The 18,795-nt window shown below is 74.3% G+C and carries 15 protein-coding genes; 4 read left to right on the top strand and 11 right to left on the bottom strand.

The features are described 5' to 3' along the window. Positions 1–2: 2 nt before the first annotated feature. From QDR37_RS16300 to xylA, 4 genes are all read right to left on the bottom strand, one after another. Positions 3–692 carry a hypothetical protein gene (locus QDR37_RS16300; protein ID WP_279714823.1) on the bottom strand — a complete coding sequence of 230 codons (690 nt, stop codon included), beginning with the start codon at positions 690–692 and terminating at the stop codon, positions 3–5. A gap of 51 nt (positions 693–743) precedes the next feature. Continuing rightward, entirely contained in the window at positions 744–2,030 is a 1,287-nt protein-coding gene (locus QDR37_RS16295) for an FAD-binding protein (RefSeq protein ID WP_279714822.1), read from the bottom strand. 70 nt (positions 2,031–2,100) lie between these two features. Continuing rightward, the gene (xylB, locus tag QDR37_RS16290) at positions 2,101–3,528 is read right to left on the bottom strand and encodes a xylulokinase (RefSeq protein WP_279714821.1); all 1,428 of its coding nucleotides are present in this window, start codon (positions 3,526–3,528) and stop codon (positions 2,101–2,103) included. Between the two features lie 14 nt (positions 3,529–3,542). Further along, a complete protein-coding gene (gene xylA / locus QDR37_RS16285; RefSeq protein WP_279714820.1) occupies positions 3,543–4,733 on the bottom strand; it encodes a xylose isomerase in 1,191 nt (396 codons plus the stop codon). 129 nt (positions 4,734–4,862) lie between these two features. Here xylA and QDR37_RS16280 point away from each other — a divergent pair, with 129 nt between their 5' ends. Then, on the top strand, positions 4,863–6,032 hold the full coding sequence (locus QDR37_RS16280) for an ROK family protein (RefSeq protein WP_279714819.1): 1,170 nt from the start codon (positions 4,863–4,865) through the stop codon (positions 6,030–6,032). A 129-nt stretch (positions 6,033–6,161) separates the two neighbouring features. After that, positions 6,162–6,467: a hypothetical protein gene (locus tag QDR37_RS16275; RefSeq protein ID WP_279714818.1), complete on the top strand. Its 306-nt coding sequence runs from the start codon at positions 6,162–6,164 to the stop codon at positions 6,465–6,467. 20 nt (positions 6,468–6,487) lie between these two features. On the opposite strand, the gene QDR37_RS16270 is transcribed toward QDR37_RS16275, so the two are convergent. After that, positions 6,488–7,501, bottom strand: a complete 1,014-nt coding sequence (locus QDR37_RS16270; protein WP_279714817.1) for a LacI family DNA-binding transcriptional regulator — start codon at positions 7,499–7,501, stop codon at positions 6,488–6,490. 154 nt (positions 7,502–7,655) lie between these two features. On the opposite strand from QDR37_RS16270, the gene QDR37_RS16265 reads away from it, so the two are divergent. Continuing rightward, the gene (locus tag QDR37_RS16265) at positions 7,656–8,624 is read left to right on the top strand and encodes an acetylxylan esterase (protein WP_279714816.1); all 969 of its coding nucleotides are present in this window, start codon (positions 7,656–7,658) and stop codon (positions 8,622–8,624) included. Positions 8,625–8,648: 24 nt separating this feature from the next. Here QDR37_RS16265 and QDR37_RS16260 read toward each other — a convergent pair whose 3' ends face one another. From QDR37_RS16260 to fdhD, 3 genes are all read right to left on the bottom strand, one after another. Continuing rightward, complete coding sequence (locus QDR37_RS16260) at positions 8,649–11,036, bottom strand: glycoside hydrolase family 3 N-terminal domain-containing protein (RefSeq protein WP_279714815.1); 2,388 nt, start codon at positions 11,034–11,036, stop codon at positions 8,649–8,651. A gap of 98 nt (positions 11,037–11,134) precedes the next feature. After that, the gene (locus QDR37_RS16255; RefSeq protein WP_279714814.1) at positions 11,135–11,926 is read right to left on the bottom strand and encodes an aldo/keto reductase; all 792 of its coding nucleotides are present in this window, start codon (positions 11,924–11,926) and stop codon (positions 11,135–11,137) included. Further along, entirely contained in the window at positions 11,923–12,801 is an 879-nt protein-coding gene (fdhD, locus tag QDR37_RS16250; RefSeq protein WP_279714813.1) for a formate dehydrogenase accessory sulfurtransferase FdhD, read from the bottom strand. The genes QDR37_RS16255 and fdhD overlap by 4 nt, the downstream gene beginning before the upstream one ends. A 135-nt stretch (positions 12,802–12,936) precedes the next feature. Here fdhD and QDR37_RS16245 point away from each other — a divergent pair, with 135 nt between their 5' ends. After that, positions 12,937–15,261, top strand: a complete 2,325-nt coding sequence (locus tag QDR37_RS16245) for an FdhF/YdeP family oxidoreductase (RefSeq protein ID WP_279714812.1) — start codon at positions 12,937–12,939, stop codon at positions 15,259–15,261. Positions 15,262–15,349: 88 nt separating this feature from the next. Here the strand turns inward: QDR37_RS16245 and QDR37_RS16240 are convergent, their stop codons facing one another. The 3 genes from QDR37_RS16240 to QDR37_RS16230 are packed head-to-tail and all read right to left on the bottom strand — an operon-like array spanning position 15,350 to position 18,785. Beyond that, positions 15,350–16,453 (bottom strand): molybdopterin molybdotransferase MoeA, encoded by a 1,104-nt coding sequence (locus QDR37_RS16240; protein ID WP_279714811.1) that lies wholly within the window; start codon positions 16,451–16,453, stop codon positions 15,350–15,352. Further along, on the bottom strand, positions 16,450–17,298 hold the full coding sequence (locus QDR37_RS16235; RefSeq protein ID WP_279714810.1) for an NTP transferase domain-containing protein: 849 nt from the start codon (positions 17,296–17,298) through the stop codon (positions 16,450–16,452). Before QDR37_RS16235 ends, QDR37_RS16240 begins: the two co-directional genes overlap by 4 nt. Beyond that, a complete protein-coding gene (locus QDR37_RS16230; RefSeq protein ID WP_279714809.1) occupies positions 17,298–18,785 on the bottom strand; it encodes an aldehyde dehydrogenase (NADP(+)) in 1,488 nt (495 codons plus the stop codon). Before QDR37_RS16230 ends, QDR37_RS16235 begins: the two co-directional genes overlap by 1 nt. Between the last annotated feature and the right edge of the window lie 10 nt (positions 18,786–18,795).

Below are 18,795 nucleotides of genomic sequence, written 5' to 3'. Positions count from 1 at the left end.
GCTCAGGGAAGGATGTTCACCGCACGCGCGACCACGAGCGCGACGGTGACGAGCGCGAAGGCGCTCTGCACGAGCATGAGGAGCTTCGCCCACCTGGCGAGCGGCAGCGTGTCCGTCGGGCTGAACGCGGTCGCGTTCGTGAAGCTCAGATAGAGGTAGTCGACGAACGTCGGCCGCCAGCCGGGTGGTGCGACGTCGGGCGCCGTCATCTGCGCGAAGAGGAACGACGGCGTCTCACGTTCTGCGGCTGCGCGGGCGAGCGGACCGCCGCGGTCGAGCTCCCAGTACCAGAGCCCGAAGGCGACGATGTTCGTGACGTAGATCTCGCCGCCTGACGCGAGGAGAGCGCCAGGATCGTTCGTCGCCCGGTGCGTGAGCAGGCTGTGGATGAGGAAGAACACGCTCATCCCGTTCGCGAAGCTGATGAGCGCGACGAGCACCAGGCTGAGGCGCCGGATGAGCACGGTGTCGCGCTCGAGGCGCACCGGGTTCGCGATGAGCAGCGCGAGCGCGAGCGCGCCCTCCGCCGACGGCAGCAGCCACGTGGGGCCGATCGCGAGCCGATCGGGCAGCAGCAGCTGCAGCACGATGACGACGATCATCGCGCTGAGCGCCGGCCAGCGGTGCTCGCCGCGGACCGCGGGCTGCGACCAGTGCGGTGAAGCGCCGGCGGCGCGGGCGGGGGCGGTCACGGCGGCGACGCTACGCGCGCGGCTGCGAGACGCCACCGAGGAACGCGCTGCTCACGCGCCCATCGACGCGGTGACCTCGGGCCGCTCCCCGCCGGCGGTAAAGCCGAACAGGGCGTCGAGGTACTCGTTGCGGAACTTGCCCTCCGGGTCGTGCCGCAGCACGAGGTCGCGCTGCTCGCCGAGCCGCGGGTACGACGCCTGCAGCTCCTCCACGGTGAAGCGGTTGAGCTTGCCCCAGTGCGGGCGCGGCGAGAACGGCCTTAAGGCGTCCTCGATCGCCGGGATCAGGGCGAACACCTCGTCGGGCAGGTTGCGCCAGGTGAAGTGGATCGCGACCGAGTCGCGGCCGGAGGCGGGGCTGAGCCACAGGTCGTCGCCGGCCATCGTGCGCAGCTCGGTGACGGTGAGCAGCGGCGCGATCCGGTCGGCGAGTCGCCGCACCGCGCCGATCGCGGCGCCGGCGTCGTCGAGGGCGACGAAGTACTCGGTCTGGATCTCGTTGCCGTTCGACGGCTGCGCGTCGAGCCGGAAGTGCGGGAGCCCGAACAGCCAGGGCACCGCGACCCCGTGCTCGGTGAGGTTCTCGTCGATGCCCGCCACGAGCTCACGGGCGGGCTGCTGGTCGCGCGCGCTGCCGAAGTACTCGTCGGGCACCGACTCGTCCTCGGTGGTCAGCCGGCGCTTCAGCCAGATCTGCTCGACCTGCGGCTGGTCCCACGTGGTGAAGACGCTCGTGCTGTAGGCGCCGCCGCTCACCTCGGGGAACCGCGCCAGCAGGGTGTCCCACGACAGGCCGCGATAGGTGTCCTGCCGGATGAGGTAGCGCGGCTGGACCGCGACCGTCACCTTCGTCACGACGCCGAGGGCGCCGAGCGCGACGACCGAGCCGGGGAACTCCGGGTCGCCGTGCCGCACCGTGCGCAGCTCGCCGTCGGCGCCGACGATCTCGAGCGCGCGGACCGCGGACGAGAGGTTGCCGTTGCCGTTGCCGGACCCGTGTGTGCCGGTGGCGATCGCGCCGGCGACCGAGATGTGGGGGAGGGAGCCCATGTTGTGCAGCGCGAAGCCGGCCTGCTCGAGGTGCTGCGCGAGCACCCCGTAGCGCAGGTTGCCCGACGCGGTCGCGGTGCCCGCGGCCTCGTCGATCACGACCTCCTCGGGCAGGCTCATGACGTCGATCAGCGTGCCCGCGGTGTCGGCGATGCCGTTGAACGAGTGCCGCGTGCCGAGCGCACGGGCGCGCCGGGCGCCGGCGACGACGCGCCGCAGCTCGTCCACCGACTCGGGGGCCACGATCTCCGGCGCGGTGAACTCGTAGGTGCCCGACCAGTTCTTCATGCGACTCCTTCGTTGCGGCACGCCCCCTCGGAGCGTCGCGTCGAGTATCCCCTCCGACCGACGGAGGTCGTCAGGAGAGGCGCTGCGCCGCCGCGCGGTAGGCCTCGAGGATGCCGGGGTGCGGGTCCGGCGTGGGCTCGGCGACCACGTCGATCGGCCAGTCGGGCCGCGTGCCGCCGAGGGCCCACGCCGCCTGCAGGGCCGCGCCGCCCGCGACGTACTCGCCGGGCGCCGGCACGACGACCGGCTCCGCGAACACCTGCGCGGCGATCGCCGACACGGCCGGGTTCTGGGCCGCGCCGCCGACGAGCAGCAGCCGCTTCGCGACCACGCCCTGCGACTGCACGGCGGCGAGGCCGTCGGCGAGCGCGCAGAGCAGCCCCTCGATCGCGGCCCGCGCGAGGTGCGAGCGCGTCGTCGTCCTGAGCGTCATGCCGGTGAGGCTCGCGGTGGCGTCCGGCAGGTTCGGCGTGCGCTCGCCCTCGAAGTACGGCACGAGCACGAGCCCGTCGGCTCCCGGCGGGGCCTCGAGCGCGAGCCGCCCGAGCGTGTCGTGGTCCACCTCGAGCAGTCGCGCGGTGGCGTCGAGGATCCGCGCCGCGTTCAGCGTGGCGATGAGCGGCAGGTACTCGCCCGACGCGGACGCGAAGCCCGCGACGGTGCCGGAGGCGTCGGTGGTCGGCGAGCCGGTGACCGCGAAGACGGTGCCGCTCGTGCCGATCGACACGACGACGTCGCCCTCCCGGGCGCCGAGGCCGAGCGCGGCACCGGCGTTGTCGCCGGCGCCCGCGCCGACGAGGATGCCGGCCGGGATGCCCGGCAGGCCCTCGACCGTGCGGCCCGCGGGCTCGTTCGGCGCGAGCACCCGCGGCAGCACGGCGTCGTGACCGAGCGCCGCCTGCAGGAGCGCGCGGTCGTAGCGGTTCGTCTCCGACGAGAAGTAGCCGGTGCCGGACGCGTCGGAGCGGTCGGTGGTGAGCGCCTCGAGCACCGGGCCGGACGGGGCTCCTGGCTCGGGCCCGTAGCCGAGCAGCCGCCAGGTCAGCCAGTCGTGCGGCAGCGCGACTGCGGCCACCTGCTGCGCGTTGGCCGGCTCGGCGTCGCGCAGCCAGCGCAGCTTCGTGATCGTGAACGACGCCACGGGCACGGTGCCCGTGCGCCGCGCGAGCTCCTCCGCGCCGATCTCGTCGATCAGGTCGCGGGCGGCGGCCGCGGAGCGGGTGTCGTTCCAGAGCAGCGCGTCGCGGATCACGTTCCCGTCGCCGTCGAGGGCGACGAGGCCGTGCTGCTGACCGCCGATCGCGATCGCCTCGACGTCGTCGAGGCCGCCCGCGTCGGCGATGGCCTCGAGCAGGGCCGACCACCAGGCGGCGGGGTCGACCTCGGTGCCGTCGGGGTGCCGGGCGCGGCCCGAGCGCACGAGGGCGCCCGTGGCCGCGTCCCGGACGACGACCTTGCAGCTCTGCGTCGACGAGTCGACGCCTGCGACGAGGGTCATCGCGTCCCGTGACCTCAGCGCGCGCCGAGCAGGTGCTCGGTGGCGAGCTGCTGCAGCTGCACGAAGCCGAAGCCCTTGTCGTTGAAGTAGCCCTCGGCGTCGAAGTCCTCGAACGCGCTGCGGTCGGCGAGCAGGTCGTCGAACGTCTCGCCCTCGTTGAGGGTCGGCTTCGCGAGCTCGGGCACCTGGACGCGAGCGAGCGCCGCCTGCACCTCGGGGTCGGCGCGGAACGCCTGCGCGCGCTCCTTGAGGAGCAGGTAGTTGCGCATGTTCGCGGCGACCGACTCCCAGACGCCGGTCTCGTCCTCGGTGCGGCTCGGCTTGTAGTCGAAGTGCCGCGGGCCGTCGTACGCCTGGCCGCCGTTCGGGCCGCCGTGCTCGAGCAGGTCGACGAGCGCGAACGCGTCGTACAGCTCGCCGTGGCCGAACACGAGGTCCTGGTCGTACTTGATGCCGCGCTGGCCGTTCAGGTCGATGTGGAAGAGCTTGCCCTGGTAGAGCGCCTGCGCGATCCCGGAGCTGAACGACAGACCCGCCATCTGCTCGTGGCCGACCTCGGGGTTCACGCCGAAGAGCTCGGGGCGCTCGAGCGTCTCGATGAAGGCGATCGCGTGCCCGAGGGTCGGCAGCAGGATGTCGCCGCGGGGCTCGTTCGGCTTCGGCTCGATCGCGAAGCGCATGTCGTAGCCCTTGCTCGTCGTGTAGTCGGCGAGCAGGTTCACCGCCTCGCGGTAGCGCTCGAGCTGCAGGCGCACGTCCTTCGAGAAGCTGTACTCGGCGCCTTCGCGGCCGCCCCACATGACGAACGTCTTCGCGCCGAGCTCGGCGGCGAGGTCGATGTTCCGGAGCACCTTGCGCAGCGCGTAGCGGCGCACGGCGCGGTCGTTCGAGGTGAAGCCGCCGTCCTTGAAGACGGGCGGGCTGAAGAGGTTCGTCGTGACCATCGGGACGATCACGCCGGTGTCGGACAGCGCCTGCTTCAGGCGGTCGATCTGCGTCTGGCGCTCCTGCTCGCTCGAGCCGAACGCGAACAGGTCGTCGTCGTGGAAGGTGAGGCCGTACGCGCCGAGCTCGGAGAGCTTCTCGACGACGTGCACGACGTCGAGCGGGGCACGGGTGGGGCCACCGAACGGGTCGGTGCCGTTGTACCCGACGGTCCAGAGGCCGAAGGAGAACTTGTCCTCACGGGTCGGCTGCGCTGCCATGGATCCTCGATTCATCAGACGGAAAAGTTGTCCGGAACAACATACTGCCGCACGGAGGGCGCAACCCGGAAGGGGCCCGGACGACTGCATCCTCCCGTCCCGAGGTGAACGCGCCCCTACAGTGGCCGAATGAACGCCCTGCCGCGCATCCGCGAGCCGCAGGGCGGCCGGAACGAGGTGCTGCGCCGGCACAACCTCGCACTCGTGCTGCGCCGGGTGCACGTCTCGCCGGCGACCCGCAGCGAGCTGACGCGGGTGTCGGGCCTCAACCGCTCGACCATCGGGGCCCTGGTCGGCGAGCTGGCCGAGCGCGGCCTCGTCGTCGAGGACGAGGCGGCGGGGGCCGGGCAGGTCGGCCGCCCGAGCCCCGTGGTGCGGCCGAGCGACGGCCCGCTCGCCATCGCGGTGAACCCGGAGATCGACGCCGTCACGGTCGCGACCGTGCGCCTCGGCGGCCGGGTGCTCGCGAAGGAGCGGGTGCCGTTCACCGATCCGCCGACGCCCGAGCAGGCGGTCGCGGCGGTCGCCCTGGCGACCGAGCGGCTCGTCGCGGCAGCGGGGGAGGGGCACGCGATCGTCGGCGTCGGCGCAGCCGTGCCCGGCATGGTCCGCCGCGACGACGGCGTCGTGCGGCTCGCCCCGCACCTCGGCTGGAACGAGGTGCCGTTCGCGGCGCTGCTCGCCGCCGAGCTCGACGTGCCGGTCGCCGTCTCGAACGACGCGAGCAGCGGCGCGCAGGCCGAGTGGATCTTCGGCGCCGGACGCGGCGTGCGCGACCTCGTCTACCTGAACGGCGGATCGAGCGGCATCGGCGGCGGCATCATCAGCGGCGGCGCCCTGCTCGGCGGGGCCATGGGCCACGCGGGCGAGCTCGGCCACACGAGCGTGCGCCGCGGAGGCGGGGTCGACACCGTCGGGCAGCGGGGCACGCTCGAGGCGGAGGTGCGGCGCGGCGCGCTGCTCGCGGTGCTCGGCCTCGAGCGAGCCGACCCGGACGAGCTCGAGGCCGCGCTGCTCGCCGACCACAGTCCCGCGGTGCGCCGCGAGGTGCACCGGCAGGTCGACGCCCTCGCGGTCACGGTCGGCAACGCGGTGAACGTGCTGAACCCGAGCCGCATCATCCTGGGCGGGTTCCTCAGCGCGCTCGCGGCCGTCGCGCCGACCCGGCTGCAGGAGCGGGTCGCGGTGCATGCGCTGCCGCTGCTCGGGGAACCCGTCGACATCCGCCGGGCCGAGCTCGGCTCCGATCTGCTGCTCATCGGTGCGGCGGAGCTCGCGTTCGCCCGCCTCTTCGCCTGAGCGCCGCCGGGTCGCCGACACCGACGTCGTCGTCGAGCAGCGCGACCCACGCCTTCGGCTTCGGCAACATCGGCTTCGACTTCGTCCGCCTCGTGGGCGGCCCGGCCACCGGTGGCACCGACGAGGTCGATGCCTTCGGCGCGGCCGGCACCGAAGACCTCGACCTGCTCGCCGACGCCTGGTTCGGCCGCTTTCAACGTCGCGACGCTGCCGTCCTGCTGGGGCCGCGACGAGCCGGTCCGGGGCCGCCGCGACACCGCGCGCCTGCGCCGCACCGCACCGTTCTGCTGGGGCCGCCTTGGCGACGCCGCGGGCGCGGCTCGGTCGGACCGGCACGCGCTGGAGCTCACGGCGAACGCCGCGGAGCGCGCCTTCCTGGAGCAGCGCCTGGCCGAGGTCGGCCGCGCCGCCGGCGCCGAGCCCCTGCCCGGGTGAGGACCGGAGGCCGGCTGGTGCTAGGCCGCGGGCGGCGCCGCGGTGCTGTCGCGCACCACGAGGTGCGTGGCGAGGTCGATGCGCTGATCGGTCGGCAGGCCGGCGGCGAGGTTCAGCACCATGCGCGCTGCGGCCGACGCCATCTTCGCGAGCGGCTGGTGCACCGAGGTGAGCCGCGGGTGGGTGAGCGCGGCGACGGGCCGGTCGTCGTAGCCGACGAGCGAGACGTCGTCGGGCACCTTGAGGCCGCGCTCGAGCGCGACCTCGAGCACCCCGAGCGCCTGCAGGTCGTTGCCGCAGAAGACCGCGGTCGGGCGGTCGCTGCCCGAGAACAGCGCCTCGGCGGCGGAGCGGCCGCCCTCGAGGTCGAACTCGCGGGTGAAGATCCAGTCCTCGCGCACGGGCACGCCGCGCGACGCCATGGCCGAGCGGAAGCCGTCGAGCCGGGCGAGGGAGCACATGATGTCCTCCGGTCCCGTCACCATCGCGATGCGCGTGTGCCCGAGCTCGAGCAGGTGCCGCGTCGCCGAGAGGCCGCCCGACCAGTTCGCCGAACCGATGGAGGGGACGCCGGGCAGCGGGTCGCCGGACGGGTCGATGACCGCGTACGGGATCTGCCGCGACTTCAGCTGGGCGCGCACCTCCTCGGGGATGCCGGAGGCGACGAGCACCACCCCGGCGGGCCGGCGGCGCAGCACGCCCTCGATCCACTCGGGCCCCGGTCCGTGCCGGTCGCCGCTCACCGTGAGCTGCACGGTCATGCCGTTCTCGCGGGCGACCTGCTCGACGCCCTCGATGATCTCGATCGACCAGAGCTCGTGGAAGACCGTCTCGATGCAGGCGGAGCCGCGGTTCGCGCCGCCGCGCCGGCGGTAGTCGTGCTCGTCGAGCAGGCGCTCGACGCGCTTGCGGGTGTCGGTCGCGACGTCCGTGCGCCCGTTCAGCACCTTCGAGATGGTCGACAGCGAGACGCCCGCCTCCTCGGCGAGCATGGCGAGCGTCGTCCGGTTTCGCGTCGCGGTAGGCGCGCTCATCCACTCCTCCTTCGCCCCCCGGGGGGCGGTGCACACGATAGCGGTTCCGGGGTCGCCGCCGAAAGGTTTCGAAGATCCTGACGCGGAATGAGGACAGGTGTCGGCGCATGGCTCTTGAGGTTCCCCGGAGCGGGGGTCTGGGACGCTGACGGGCGTGTACGTCGACCTGCCCGAGGAGCAGCTGCGGACCCACCGCTCGAGCTCCGTCGCCCCCGCCGACTTCGACGCCTTCTGGCAGGAGGAGCTCTCCCGGTCCCGTGCCGCCGCCGCCGCCGTCGAGGTGCGGGAGGAGGACTGCGGGCTCACCGCGATCCGGGTGCTCGACGTCACCTTCAGCGGCTGGAACGGGCAGCCGATCAAGGCGTGGCTGCGGCTGCCCGCGGCCGCGACGGGGCCGCTGCCCGCGGTCGTCGAGTACGTCGGGTACGGCGGCGGCCGCGGTGCTCCGACCGAGAACCTGCTCTGGGCGGCCGCCGGGTTCGCGCACCTCCACATGGACACCCGCGGTCAGGGCTCGGGATGGAGCCGCGGCGCGACGCCCGACGACTTCGGCTCGGCCGGCCCCGCCATCCCGGGCTCGATGACCCGCGGCATCCGCGACCCGCGCACCTACTACTACACGCGCCTCTTCACCGACGCGGTGCTCGCGGTCGACGCCGCCCGCTCGCTCGAGCAGGTCGACGGCGACCGGGTCGGCGTCACCGGCATCAGCCAGGGCGGCGGCACCGCGCTCGCCGCGGCGGCGCTCGCGGACGGTGTGCGCGGGGTGGTGGCGCGCGTGCCGTTCCTCGCCGACTTCCCGCGGGCGATCACGATCACCGACTCGGACCCGTTCGCCGAGATCCGGCGCTACCTCGCTATGCACCGCGACGACGCCGAGACCGTGCTGCGCACCCTGTCGTACATCGACGGCGTCCACTTCGCCGAGCGGGGCCGCGTGCCGGCGCTGCTCACGACCGCGCTGATGGACCCGATCGTGCCGCCGTCGACGGTGTTCGCCGCCTACAACGCGTACGCGGGGAGCGAGAAGGAGCTGGTCGTGCACCGGTTCAACGGGCACGAGGGCGGCGGCCCCGACGACGACGCGGCCGCGCTCGCCTTCTTCCGGCGCCTGCTCATGTGAGGAGCCCCGGGGACGACCCCGGGCTCAGCGCCCGACCGCGACCGCGCAGTGCAGCGCGCGGGTGTGGTCGACCGTGCGCACCTGACCGGTGAGCTCGACGGCGGCCGTGGCCCGCACGTCGGCGCTCGAGGCGCCGAGCCGCAGCTCGATGGCGCCCGGCTCGACGATGCGGGCGAGGTCGCGGCCGACGAACGACGTCACGTCGGCGGGGACGGTGAAGGCGATCGTCGCGCTCGCGCCCGCCTCGAGGTCGACGCGGGCGAAGCCGAGGAGCTTCACGACCGGCCGGGTCACCGAGGCGACCGGGTCGTGCAGGTAGAGCTGCACGACCTCGGTGCCGGCGATCGGGCCGGTGTTCGCGACCGTGATCCCGAGCCGCACCGAGCCGTCCGTCGGGATCGACGCCGTGGTCCCGGCGTCCCCCTCCACCGTGAGCCCGGACCAGTCGAACGACGTGTACGAGAGGCCGGCACCGAACGGGTAGGCGGGCGTCGGGTCGATGTTCGACGTCTCGCTGCGCTGCGCGAGGATCTGGCTCAGGTAGGTCCACGGCTGGCCGCCCGGGTGCCGCGGCACGCTGACCGGCAGGCGGCCGGACGGGTTCACCGCGCCCGTGAGCACGCGCGCGATCGCCGTGCCGCCCTCCTCGCCGGGGAAGTACGCCTGCACGATCGCGCCCGCGCGCTCCGGGGCGCTGCCGAGCGCGTACGGGCGCCCCGAGTCGACGACGAGCACGACGGGCGTGCCGGTGTCGAGCACCGCGTCGACCAGCCGCTGCTGCAGGCCCGGCAGGGCGAGGTCCTCCGCGTCGCAGCCCTCGCCCGAGGTGCCGCGGCCGAAGAGGCCCGCGCGGTCGCCGACCACCACGATCGCGAGCCCGGCGTCGCGGGCGGCCGCCACCGCGGCGTCGATGCCGGAGGCGTCGGGACCGTCGACGGTCACGCCCTGCTCGAACACGATCTCGCGGTCCGGCAGCTCGGCGCGGAGCGCCTCGAGCACGGTCGGGATGGCGACGCCGAGCGGCAGCTCCGGATGGTTCGAGCCGACGTGGCTCGGGAACGAGTAGCAGCCGAGCATCGTGAACGGGTCGTCGGCGGCGGGCCCGACGACCGCGATGCGGCCGGCGCCCGACAGCGGCAGCACGCCGTCGTTCTTCAGCAGCACGACCGCCTCCTCCGCGATGCGGCGGGCGAGGGCGCGGTCGTCGGCCCGATCGAGGTCGATGCTGCCGGCGATCTGCGCACCGATCTCGAGCTGCTCCTCGGTGAGGGCGGCGGGCTTCGCGTCCCAGTCGGCGTCGAGCAGGCCGAGCTCGAGCTTCTGGCGCAGCACCCGCTCGAGGGCCCGGTCGACCACCGACTCGGGGAGCCTGCCCGACTCGATCTCCTCGAGCAGCGGCTCGAGGAACGCCTTCGGGCCGGGCAGCTCGACGTCGACGCCCGCGGTGAGCGCGAGCCGGCCCGCCTCGCCGTCCGTGCCGGCGACACCGTGCAGGATCCTCAGGAACCCGATGCCGAAGTAGTCGGCGACGACGGTGCCGTCGAAGCCCCACGTGTCGCGGAGCAGGCCGGTGAGCAGCTCCTCGTTCGCGGCGGCGGGCACCCCGTCGACCTCCGCGTACGAGTGCATGACCGAGCGGACGCCGCTCTCGGCGACGGCCATCTCGAACGGCGGCAGGATCACGTCGGCGAACTCGCGCGGCCCCATGCTCACGGGCGCGAGGTTGCGTCCGGCGCGTGAGGCCGAGTAGCCCGCGAAGTGCTTCAGCGTCGCGACGATCCCCGTGGACTCGAGGCCGCGCACGTAGGCGGTCGCGATGCGGCCGATCAGGTACGGGTCCTCGCCGATCGTCTCCTCGACCCGGCCCCAGCGGAGGTCGCGCACCACGTCGAGCACCGGCGCGAGCCCCTGGTGCACGCCGACGGCGCGCATCGACGTGCCGATCCGCGTGGCCATCCGCTCGATCAGGTCGGGGTCGAAGGTCGCGCCCCAGGACAGCGGCACCGGGTAGGCGGTCGCCTTCCACGTGGTGAAGCCGGCGAGGCACTCCTCGTGCGCGAGCGCGGGCAGGCCGAAGCGGTTCGACGCCGCGATGCGGCGCTGCAGCCGGGCGAGGGTCGCCGCGCCCTGCGCCGGGTCGATCGGGTTCGTGCCGAAGGCGCGGGTGATCTGCCCGAGGCCGGAGGTGAGCAGCTCGTCGAGGTCGAAGCCCTTGTCGAGCTCGGACTGGTGGGGCGCCACGCCGGGCCCCTCGGGGTCCGCGCCGAGCCACACGCCGTAGAGCTGCGCGGTCTTCTCCCGCAGCGTCATCGCGCCGATCAGCGCCGCGACCCGCTCCTGCGCGCCGAGTGACGCGTCGCGCCACGGCGCGGTCCCCTGCTGCTCCGGTGCCTGCTGCTCGTTCGACGACATGGGAGCTCCTCGCGGCTCGAAACGTTGCGGCACCAGGGGAGAGAACTCCCGGAAGGTGCGGTCAGCCTAGGTGGCGAGCCTCGAGCGCCTCAACCGGCTCACGGCCGCAGCGCGGAGAGCGCCTGCATCTCGTCGCCGTCGAGCTCGAACCCGAACAGGTCGAGGTTCGCCGCCTGCCGTCCGGCGTCCTTCGAGCGCGGGATCACCACGGTGCCGAGCTGCAGGTTCCACCGCAGCACGACCTGGTTCCACTGCACGCCGTGCGCCTCGGCGATGCGCCGCACCGTCTCGTCCTTCGCGAGCGCGGAGCCGTGCTTGAGCGGGCTGTAGCTCTCGGTGACGATGCCGTGCGCCTCGTGGAAGGCGCGCAGCTCGGCCTGCTCGTGCCCGATGCGCAGCTCGACCTGGTTGACGCTCGGCGTCTCGCCGGTCTCCGCCTCGAGACGCTCGATCTGCTCCACCGAGAAGTTCGAGACGCCGATCGAGCGCACCCGCCCCTCGTCGCGGAGGCTGATGAGCGCCTTCCAGGTCTCGACGTACTTGTCGAGCTGCGGCATGGGCCAGTGGATGAGGTAGAGGTCGACCGTCTCGAGGCCGAGCGCCGTGATCGAGGTGTCGAACGACTTCAGCGCAGCGTCGTAGCCGTGCTCGTCGTTCGGCAGCTTCGTGGTCACGACCAGCTCCTCGCGGGGGACGCCGGCGGCGCGCACCGCCTCGCCGACCTCGCGCTCGTTGCCGTAGCCCTTCGCGCTGTCGATCAGGCGGTAGCCGGCCTGGATCGCCTCCGTGAGCGACCGCGTGCCGGAGCGGCCGGTGAGGCTGTAGGTGCCGAGCCCGACCACCGGGATCTCGGCGCCGCTGCGAAGAGGGAGCGCGGGGACGTCGGTCATGCCCCGACGGTAGCGTCCGGTCTCCCGGCCTTCGCTGGGGCGGCGGCCACCGGGGGATCGAGGCGATGGCCGCCCGCGTAGACGTTGAACGAGCGGCCCCGGCTGAAGCCGACGAGCGTGATCCCGGCCTCCTCGGCGAGCTCGGCGGCGAGCGACGACGGCGCGCTCACCGCGGCGAGCACGGGGATGCCCGCCATCCGCGCCTTCTGCACGAGCTCGAACGACGCGCGGCCCGACACCTGCAGCACGGTATGCAACAGCGGCAGCCGGCCCTCGCGCAGCGCCCAGCCGACGACCTTGTCGACGGCGTTGTGCCGGCCGACGTCCTCGCGCAGCACGAGGAGGCGGCCGTCCGCGTCGAAGAGTCCCGCGGCGTGCACCCCGCCCGTCGAGTCGAAGAGCCGCTGCTGCTCGCGGAGCCGGTCGGGCAGCGCGGCGAGCACCGAGTCCCGGATCGTGAACCCGGCGGCGAGGACCGGCCACGACGAGGCGGTGCGCACCGCGTCGATCGAGGCGAGCCCGCAGACGCCGCAGGCGCTGCTCACCGGCATCGCTCGGCCGCGGCCGGCGGCGATCGCCCGGCCGTGCGGCCCGACCGCCGCGTCGACGATGTTGAAGGTCGGCTCGCCCGTGCGTGACAGCCCCGAGACGACGCGCATGGCGGGCAGGTCGTCGCGGTTCCGGACCACGCCCTCCGAGACGAGGAAGCCCGCGACGAGGTCGAAGTCGTCTCCCGGCGTGCGCATCGTCACGCTGAACGGCTCGCCGGCGATGCGGATCTCGAGCGGCTCCTCGATCGCGAGCGCGTCGGACCGGGACCTCGACCCCTCGCCGGGCCGCACGACGGCGACGCGCCGCGTCCGGGACAGCCTCACGCGCCGATGATGCCACCGCCGGCCCCCGGCATCGCGCGGTGGGATCCGCGCGGAAGCGGCGGGGGCGCGGTCGGCGGCGCGACGTAGCATCGCAGCACAGCGCGGCCGAGGGCGGCCGGCTGGGACGGAGGAGTCGTGGCCGACCCGACGAAGCGCGCCGAGCAGGACATCGACGAGACGAAGGTGCGCGTCTCGAAGCCGAAGACGGAGGCGGTCGGCAAGCCGGCGGTCTACCACTCGCTCGAGATGGCCGTCGACCAGATGGGGGTCGCGCGCACCGCGCAGACGCTGCTCAAGGTCAACCAGTTCACCGGCTTCGACTGCATGGGCTGCGCCTGGCCCGACCCCGACCACCGCCGCCACACCGCCGAGTTCTGCGAGAACGGCGCGAAGGCCGTGGCCGAGGAGGCGACGACCCGGCGGGTGCCGCCCGAGTTCTTCGCCGCGCACCCCGTGTCCGAGCTCGCCACCTGGGACGACTTCTCGCTCGGCAAGCAGGGCCGGATCACGCACCCGATGCTGCTCGAGGCGGGCGACACCCACTACCGGCCGGTGACGTGGGAGCGCGCCTTCGACGTGATCGCCGAGGAGCTCGACGCGCTCGACTCGCCCGACGAGGCGATCTTCTACACGTCCGGCCGCACGTCGAACGAGGCCGCGTTCCTGTACCAGCTGTTCGCGCGCTCGCTCGGCACGAACAACCTGCCCGACTGCTCGAACATGTGCCATGAGAGCAGCGGCGCCGCCCTCACCGAGACGATCGGCATCGGCAAGGGATCCGTCACGCTCGTCGACATCGAGACGGCCGGGGTCATCCTCATCGCCGGGCAGAACCCGGGCACGAACCACCCGCGCATGCTCTCGTCGCTCGAGCGCGCGAAGCGGCAGGGCGCGAAGATCGTCGCCGTGAACCCGCTCCGCGAGGCGGGCCTGCTGCACTTCGACAACCCGCAGACCGTCAAGGGCATGGTGTTCCGCGGCACCGACCTCGCCGACGAGTTCCTGCAGATCAGGCTCGGCGGCGACCAGGCGCTGTTCCAGGCGCTCGGCAAGGTGCTGATCGAGCTCGACGCGCAGCGCGGCGCGGGCAGCGTGCTCGACACCGACTTCATCGACCACTACACCGAGGGCTTCGAGGCGTACCGCGACGCCATGGCCGCGCTGTCCTGGGCCGACGTCGAGGCGGCGACCGGGCTGCAGGAGGCGCAGATCCGCCGGGTGGCCGAGCTGTTCGCCGTCTCGAAGGGCAACATCGTCTGCTGGGCGATGGGGCTCACGCAGCACAAGCACAGCGTCGCGATGCTCCGCGACGTCGTGAACGTGCTGCTGCTCCGCGGCGACATCGGCAAGCCGGGGGCGGGCGTCTGCCCCGTGCGCGGCCACTCGAACGTGCAGGGCGACCGCACCGTCGGCATCTGGGAGCAGATGCCCGAGTCCTTCCACGAGAAGCTCGACGCCGAGTTCTCGTTCACGTCGCCGCGGGAGCACGGCCTCGACACCGTCGGGGCGATCCGCGCCATGCGCGACGGCACCGCGAAGGTCTTCCTCGGCATGGGCGGCAACTTCGCGAAGGCCACCCCGGACACGACGGCCACCGAGGCCGCGATGCGGAACCTGCGCCTCACGGTGCAGATCTCGACGAAGCCGAACCGCTCGCACGTGGTGACCGGGCGCCGGGCGCTCATCCTGCCCGCGCTCGGGCGCACCGAGCGCGACGTGCAGCGCACCGGCAACCAGAAGGTCACCGTCGAGGACTCGATGAGCATGGTGCACGCCTCGCAGGGCACCCTCGAGCCGGCGAGCCCCGAGCTGCGCAGCGAGGTCGCGATCGTCGCGGGCCTCGCGCAGCGGGTGCTCCGCGACCGGCCGAACACCGCGCAGGTCGACTGGGCGGGCCTGCAGGGCGACTACCGGCGCATCCGCACCCACATCGAGCACGTCGTCCCCGGCTTCGACGCCTACGAGGAGAAGCTCGACATGCCCGGCGGCTTCGTGCTGCCGCACGGCCCGCGCGACCACCGCACGTTCGCGACCGACACGGGGAAGGCGAAGTTCACGGTCAATCCGCTCGAGTACCCGAAGGTGCCGGAGGGCCGCCTGCTGCTGCAGACGCTGCGCGCGCACGACCAGTACAACACCACGATCTACGGCAAGGACGACCGCTACCGCGGCATCCACGGCGGCCGCAAGGTCGTGCTCGTGCACCCGCACGACCTCGCGGCGCTCGGTATCGGCGACGGCGACCGCGTCGACCTGGTCTCCGAGGCGCCCGACGGCGAACGCAGGGCCGAGGGGTGGAAGGCCGTCGCCTACAACACCCCTCGTGGCTGCGCCGCCGCCTACTACCCGGAGACGAACGTGCTCGTGCCCCTCGACTCGGTGGCAGAGAAGAGCAACACGCCCACGTCGAAGTCGGTGGTCATCCGCCTCGAGCCCTCGCGGATCCCGGTCCCGGCCTGACCTCCTGACCGGACGACGGGGGATCAGGCCGTCCGGGGCCGGATCGCGGGGATCCGGGCTGCTCCGGCGCGAGATCTCCGTCGTTCCGTCAGCGCCAGGGGAGCTCGAGCACCCGGACTCGGCCGAGCGCGATCTGGCCGCCCGGGGGCACGACCGCGAGCACGTCGGCCTCGGCGAGGCCGCGCAGCATGTTCGGCCGCGCCGCGGGCACGGTCGTGAGGCCGTCGCGGGTGCGTCGCACCGGCACGATCGCCGTGCCCGATGCCGCGGGGAGGTCGACGGCGGCACGCTCGCGGACCAGCCGCGGCAGCGGCTCGGCACGGAGGCCGGCGAGCACCGGGGGCAGGAACGACAGCAGCGCCGCCACGGCGGCCAGCGGGTTGCCCGGCAGGCCGAGCAGCGGGCGTCCGCCCACCCGCGCGAGCAGGGTCGGATGCCCCGGCCGCATCGCGACGCCGTCGAACGCGGTCGTCGCCGCGCACGCGGCGAGCGCCTCGCGCAGCCGGTCGGCGCCGGAGCGTCCGGTGCCGCCGACCGTCACGACGACGTCCGCGTCGGCCTCGCGGATCGCGGCGGCGATCGCACCGGGGTCGTCCCCGAGGCGCACCGGGCCGACCGGCAGGCCGCCGAGCCCGGCGACGGCGAGCGGCACGAGCGGGTCGAACGCGTCGCGCACGCGCCCGGGCGCCGGGCGCCCCGCGGTCACCACCTCGTCGCCCGTCAGCAGCACCGCGACGCGCGGCGCCGGCCGGACGACCACCTCGTCGAGCCCGGCGATGGCGAGCACCGCCAGCGCGACCGGGCCCAGCCGTTCACCGGCCGCGGCGAGGACGCTGCCGGCGGGTGCCTCCTCGCCCGCCCGTCGGACGTGCGCGCCGGGCCGCGGGGCCCTACCGTCGAGCACCTCGCCGTCGACGGTGCCGCGCTCGAGCGGGACGACGCCGTCGGCGGCGGCCGGCACGAGACCGCCCGTCACCACGGGGACGGCGGTGTCGCCGAGACGCCACGGCGGCTGCCCCGTGACGGCCCAGCCGTCCATCGCCGAGGAGTCGTAGTGCGGCACGGGCGCGGGCGCGAGCACGTCGTCGGCGGGCACCCCGCCGAGCGCGTCGCGGAGCGCGAGGGGTCGCGGGGGCAGCGGCTCGAGCGACGCCGCGGTCTCGCGCGCCGCATCCCAGCCGATCGCGGTCACGCCTTCAGCGCGGCCTTCGCCTTGGCGATCGCGTCGGCGACGTCGTCGGCGCTGCCGCCCGCGCGGCCTGCGGCGAGCCCCACGAGGAACGTGGTGATCGGCGCAGCCGGCCGGACGACCGCGTGGGCGGCCTGTCCGGCGAGCCCGAGGACCGCGTCGCGGTCGGCCGGGGAGGTGTCGAGGCCGAGCGCGGCCACGAGCCGCTGCTCCCAGTCGTCGAGCGCGCGCTCGAGGTCGTCGTCCGCCATCGGATCCCCTTCCGGCACGGCGATCCCGGCGCGCCGCGCATCCGCCACCGTATCGACGTCGAGCAGCGCGCCCGCCGGGACCGGGACGGGCGTGAGCGCGAGCCCGGCGACGAGGTCGCGCACGGAGCGCCCGGCCGGATCGCCGAGTCGCACCACCGCGCGCCGCAGCGCGGCGGTGCGGTAGCGCCCCGCGATCGGCACCGCGCGCCCCTCGTCGTCCTGCGCGACGAGTCCGTCGCCCGTGAGCGGCGCGTCGATCAGCGCGCGCATCACCTCGGGCAGGCGCGGCAGGTCGACCGGGAGCACGAGGGTGTCGCGGGAGGAGACGGCCGAGTCGGTGAGCGCGGTCACCCCTGCCGCGATGGCGGCGGCGGGGCCGGCGAACACCGGGTCCTCGCGCACCACAGCGAAGGGCATCGGCGCCGCGGTGGCCGCGAGGTGCGGCGGCCCGACGACCACGACGCGTGCGCCGCGCAGCGCCGTCAGCGCCGACTCGAGCAGCGTGACCTCGCCGAGTCGCAGCGCCGCCTTGTCGGTGCCGCCGAGGCGGCTGCCGCGGCCTCCCGCGAGCAGCACCGTCGCGCGGCCGCGGGGCATCAGACCCGCTCGGGGGCCGGCTGCGGCACGCCGTCGACGCGGCGAGGCAGCCCCCACGGGTTCGCGTCCTGCAGCGGCTCGGGCAGCAGCGCATCCGGCACGCCCTGGTACGTGACCGGGCGCAGCCAGCGGTCGATCGCGCTCGCGCCGACGGAGGTCGTCGTCGCGTTCGTCGTGGCCGGGTAGGGCCCGCCGTGCTGCATCGCCCACGTGACCGAGACGCCCGTGGGCCACCCGTTCCAGAGCACACGACCGGCGCGAGCGGTGAGCAGCGGCAGCAGCGCGGGCGCGTCGGGGTCGTCGTCGACGCCCTGGATGGTGGCCGTCAGCTGCCCCTCGAAGGCGCGGACGGCGGCGAACAGCTCGTCGCGGCCCCGGTAGGTGACGACGAGGCCGGTCGGCCCGAACACCTCCTGCGTGAGGCCGCGCGGATCGTCCAGCAGCGCCGCAGCGGTGGTGCCGAGCAGGGTCGGCAGCGGATCCGGGGCGGCCCGGTCGGGCCCGGCCAGCACGGTGACGGCGGGATGCGCGGCGAGCGTGCCGAGCATCGCGCCGTAGCCCTCGGCGATGCGCTCGTTGAGCATCGGCGCGGCACCGACGCGGCCCAGCCGGCCGGCGATGCGCGCCTGCAGCCCGGAACCAGCGGGCACGAGCAGCACACCGGGCTTCGTGCAGAACTGGCCGACGCCGAGCGTGAGCGATGCGACGAAGCCCTCGGCGATCTCGTCGGGCCGCTGCTCCGCGGCCGCGTGCGTGACCACCACGGGGTTGACGCTGCCCATCTCGGCGTAGAACGGGATGGGCGCCGGGCGCTGCTGCGCGAGGTCGAAGAGCGCCCGGCCGCCGTGCAGCGAGCCGGTGAACGCCGCCGCGGTGATGCGCGGATCCTGCACGAGGCGCCGGCCGGCGTCGAGGCCGCCGACGAGCGCGAAGGCCCCCTCGGGCGCACCGGCCGCGGCGAGCGCGTCGCCGAGCACCGCCGCCGTCGCGGCGGACAGCTCGGGATGACCGGGGTGCGCCACGAGCACGACCGGGGCGCCCGCGGCGAGCGCGCTGGCGGTGTCGCCGCCCGCGACGCTGAAGGCGAAGGGGAAGTTGCTCGCCGCCCAGATCGCGACGGGGCCCAGGGGCTGCAGCACCCGCCGGAGGTCGGGCCGGGGCCCCATGCCCCAGCCCGGATCGGCGGGGTCGAGCGTCGCCTCGAGGTAGGCGCCGTCCTCGAGCACCTGCGCGAACAGCCGCAGCTGGAACGTGGTGCGGGTGAGCTCGCCGGTGAGCCGCGCGGTCGGCAGATGCGACTCGCGCTCGGCGACGGGCACGAGGCGCGGGCCCTCCGCGTCGAGGGCGTCGGCCGCCTGCCGCAGCTGGTCGGCCCGGTCGGCGGGACGGGTGGCGGCGAACGCGGGCGCGGCGGCCACGGCCGCCTCGAGCACGGCGTCGAGCTCCGCGGCAGTCGTCTCGGGCGCCCGCACGCGCAGATCGGTCATGACGCGATCC

This window comes from Amnibacterium sp. CER49 (genome assembly GCF_029846255.1).
Lineage (GTDB): Bacteria > Actinomycetota > Actinomycetes > Actinomycetales > Microbacteriaceae > Amnibacterium.
This window is presented reverse-complemented; position numbering and strand designations above follow the sequence as displayed.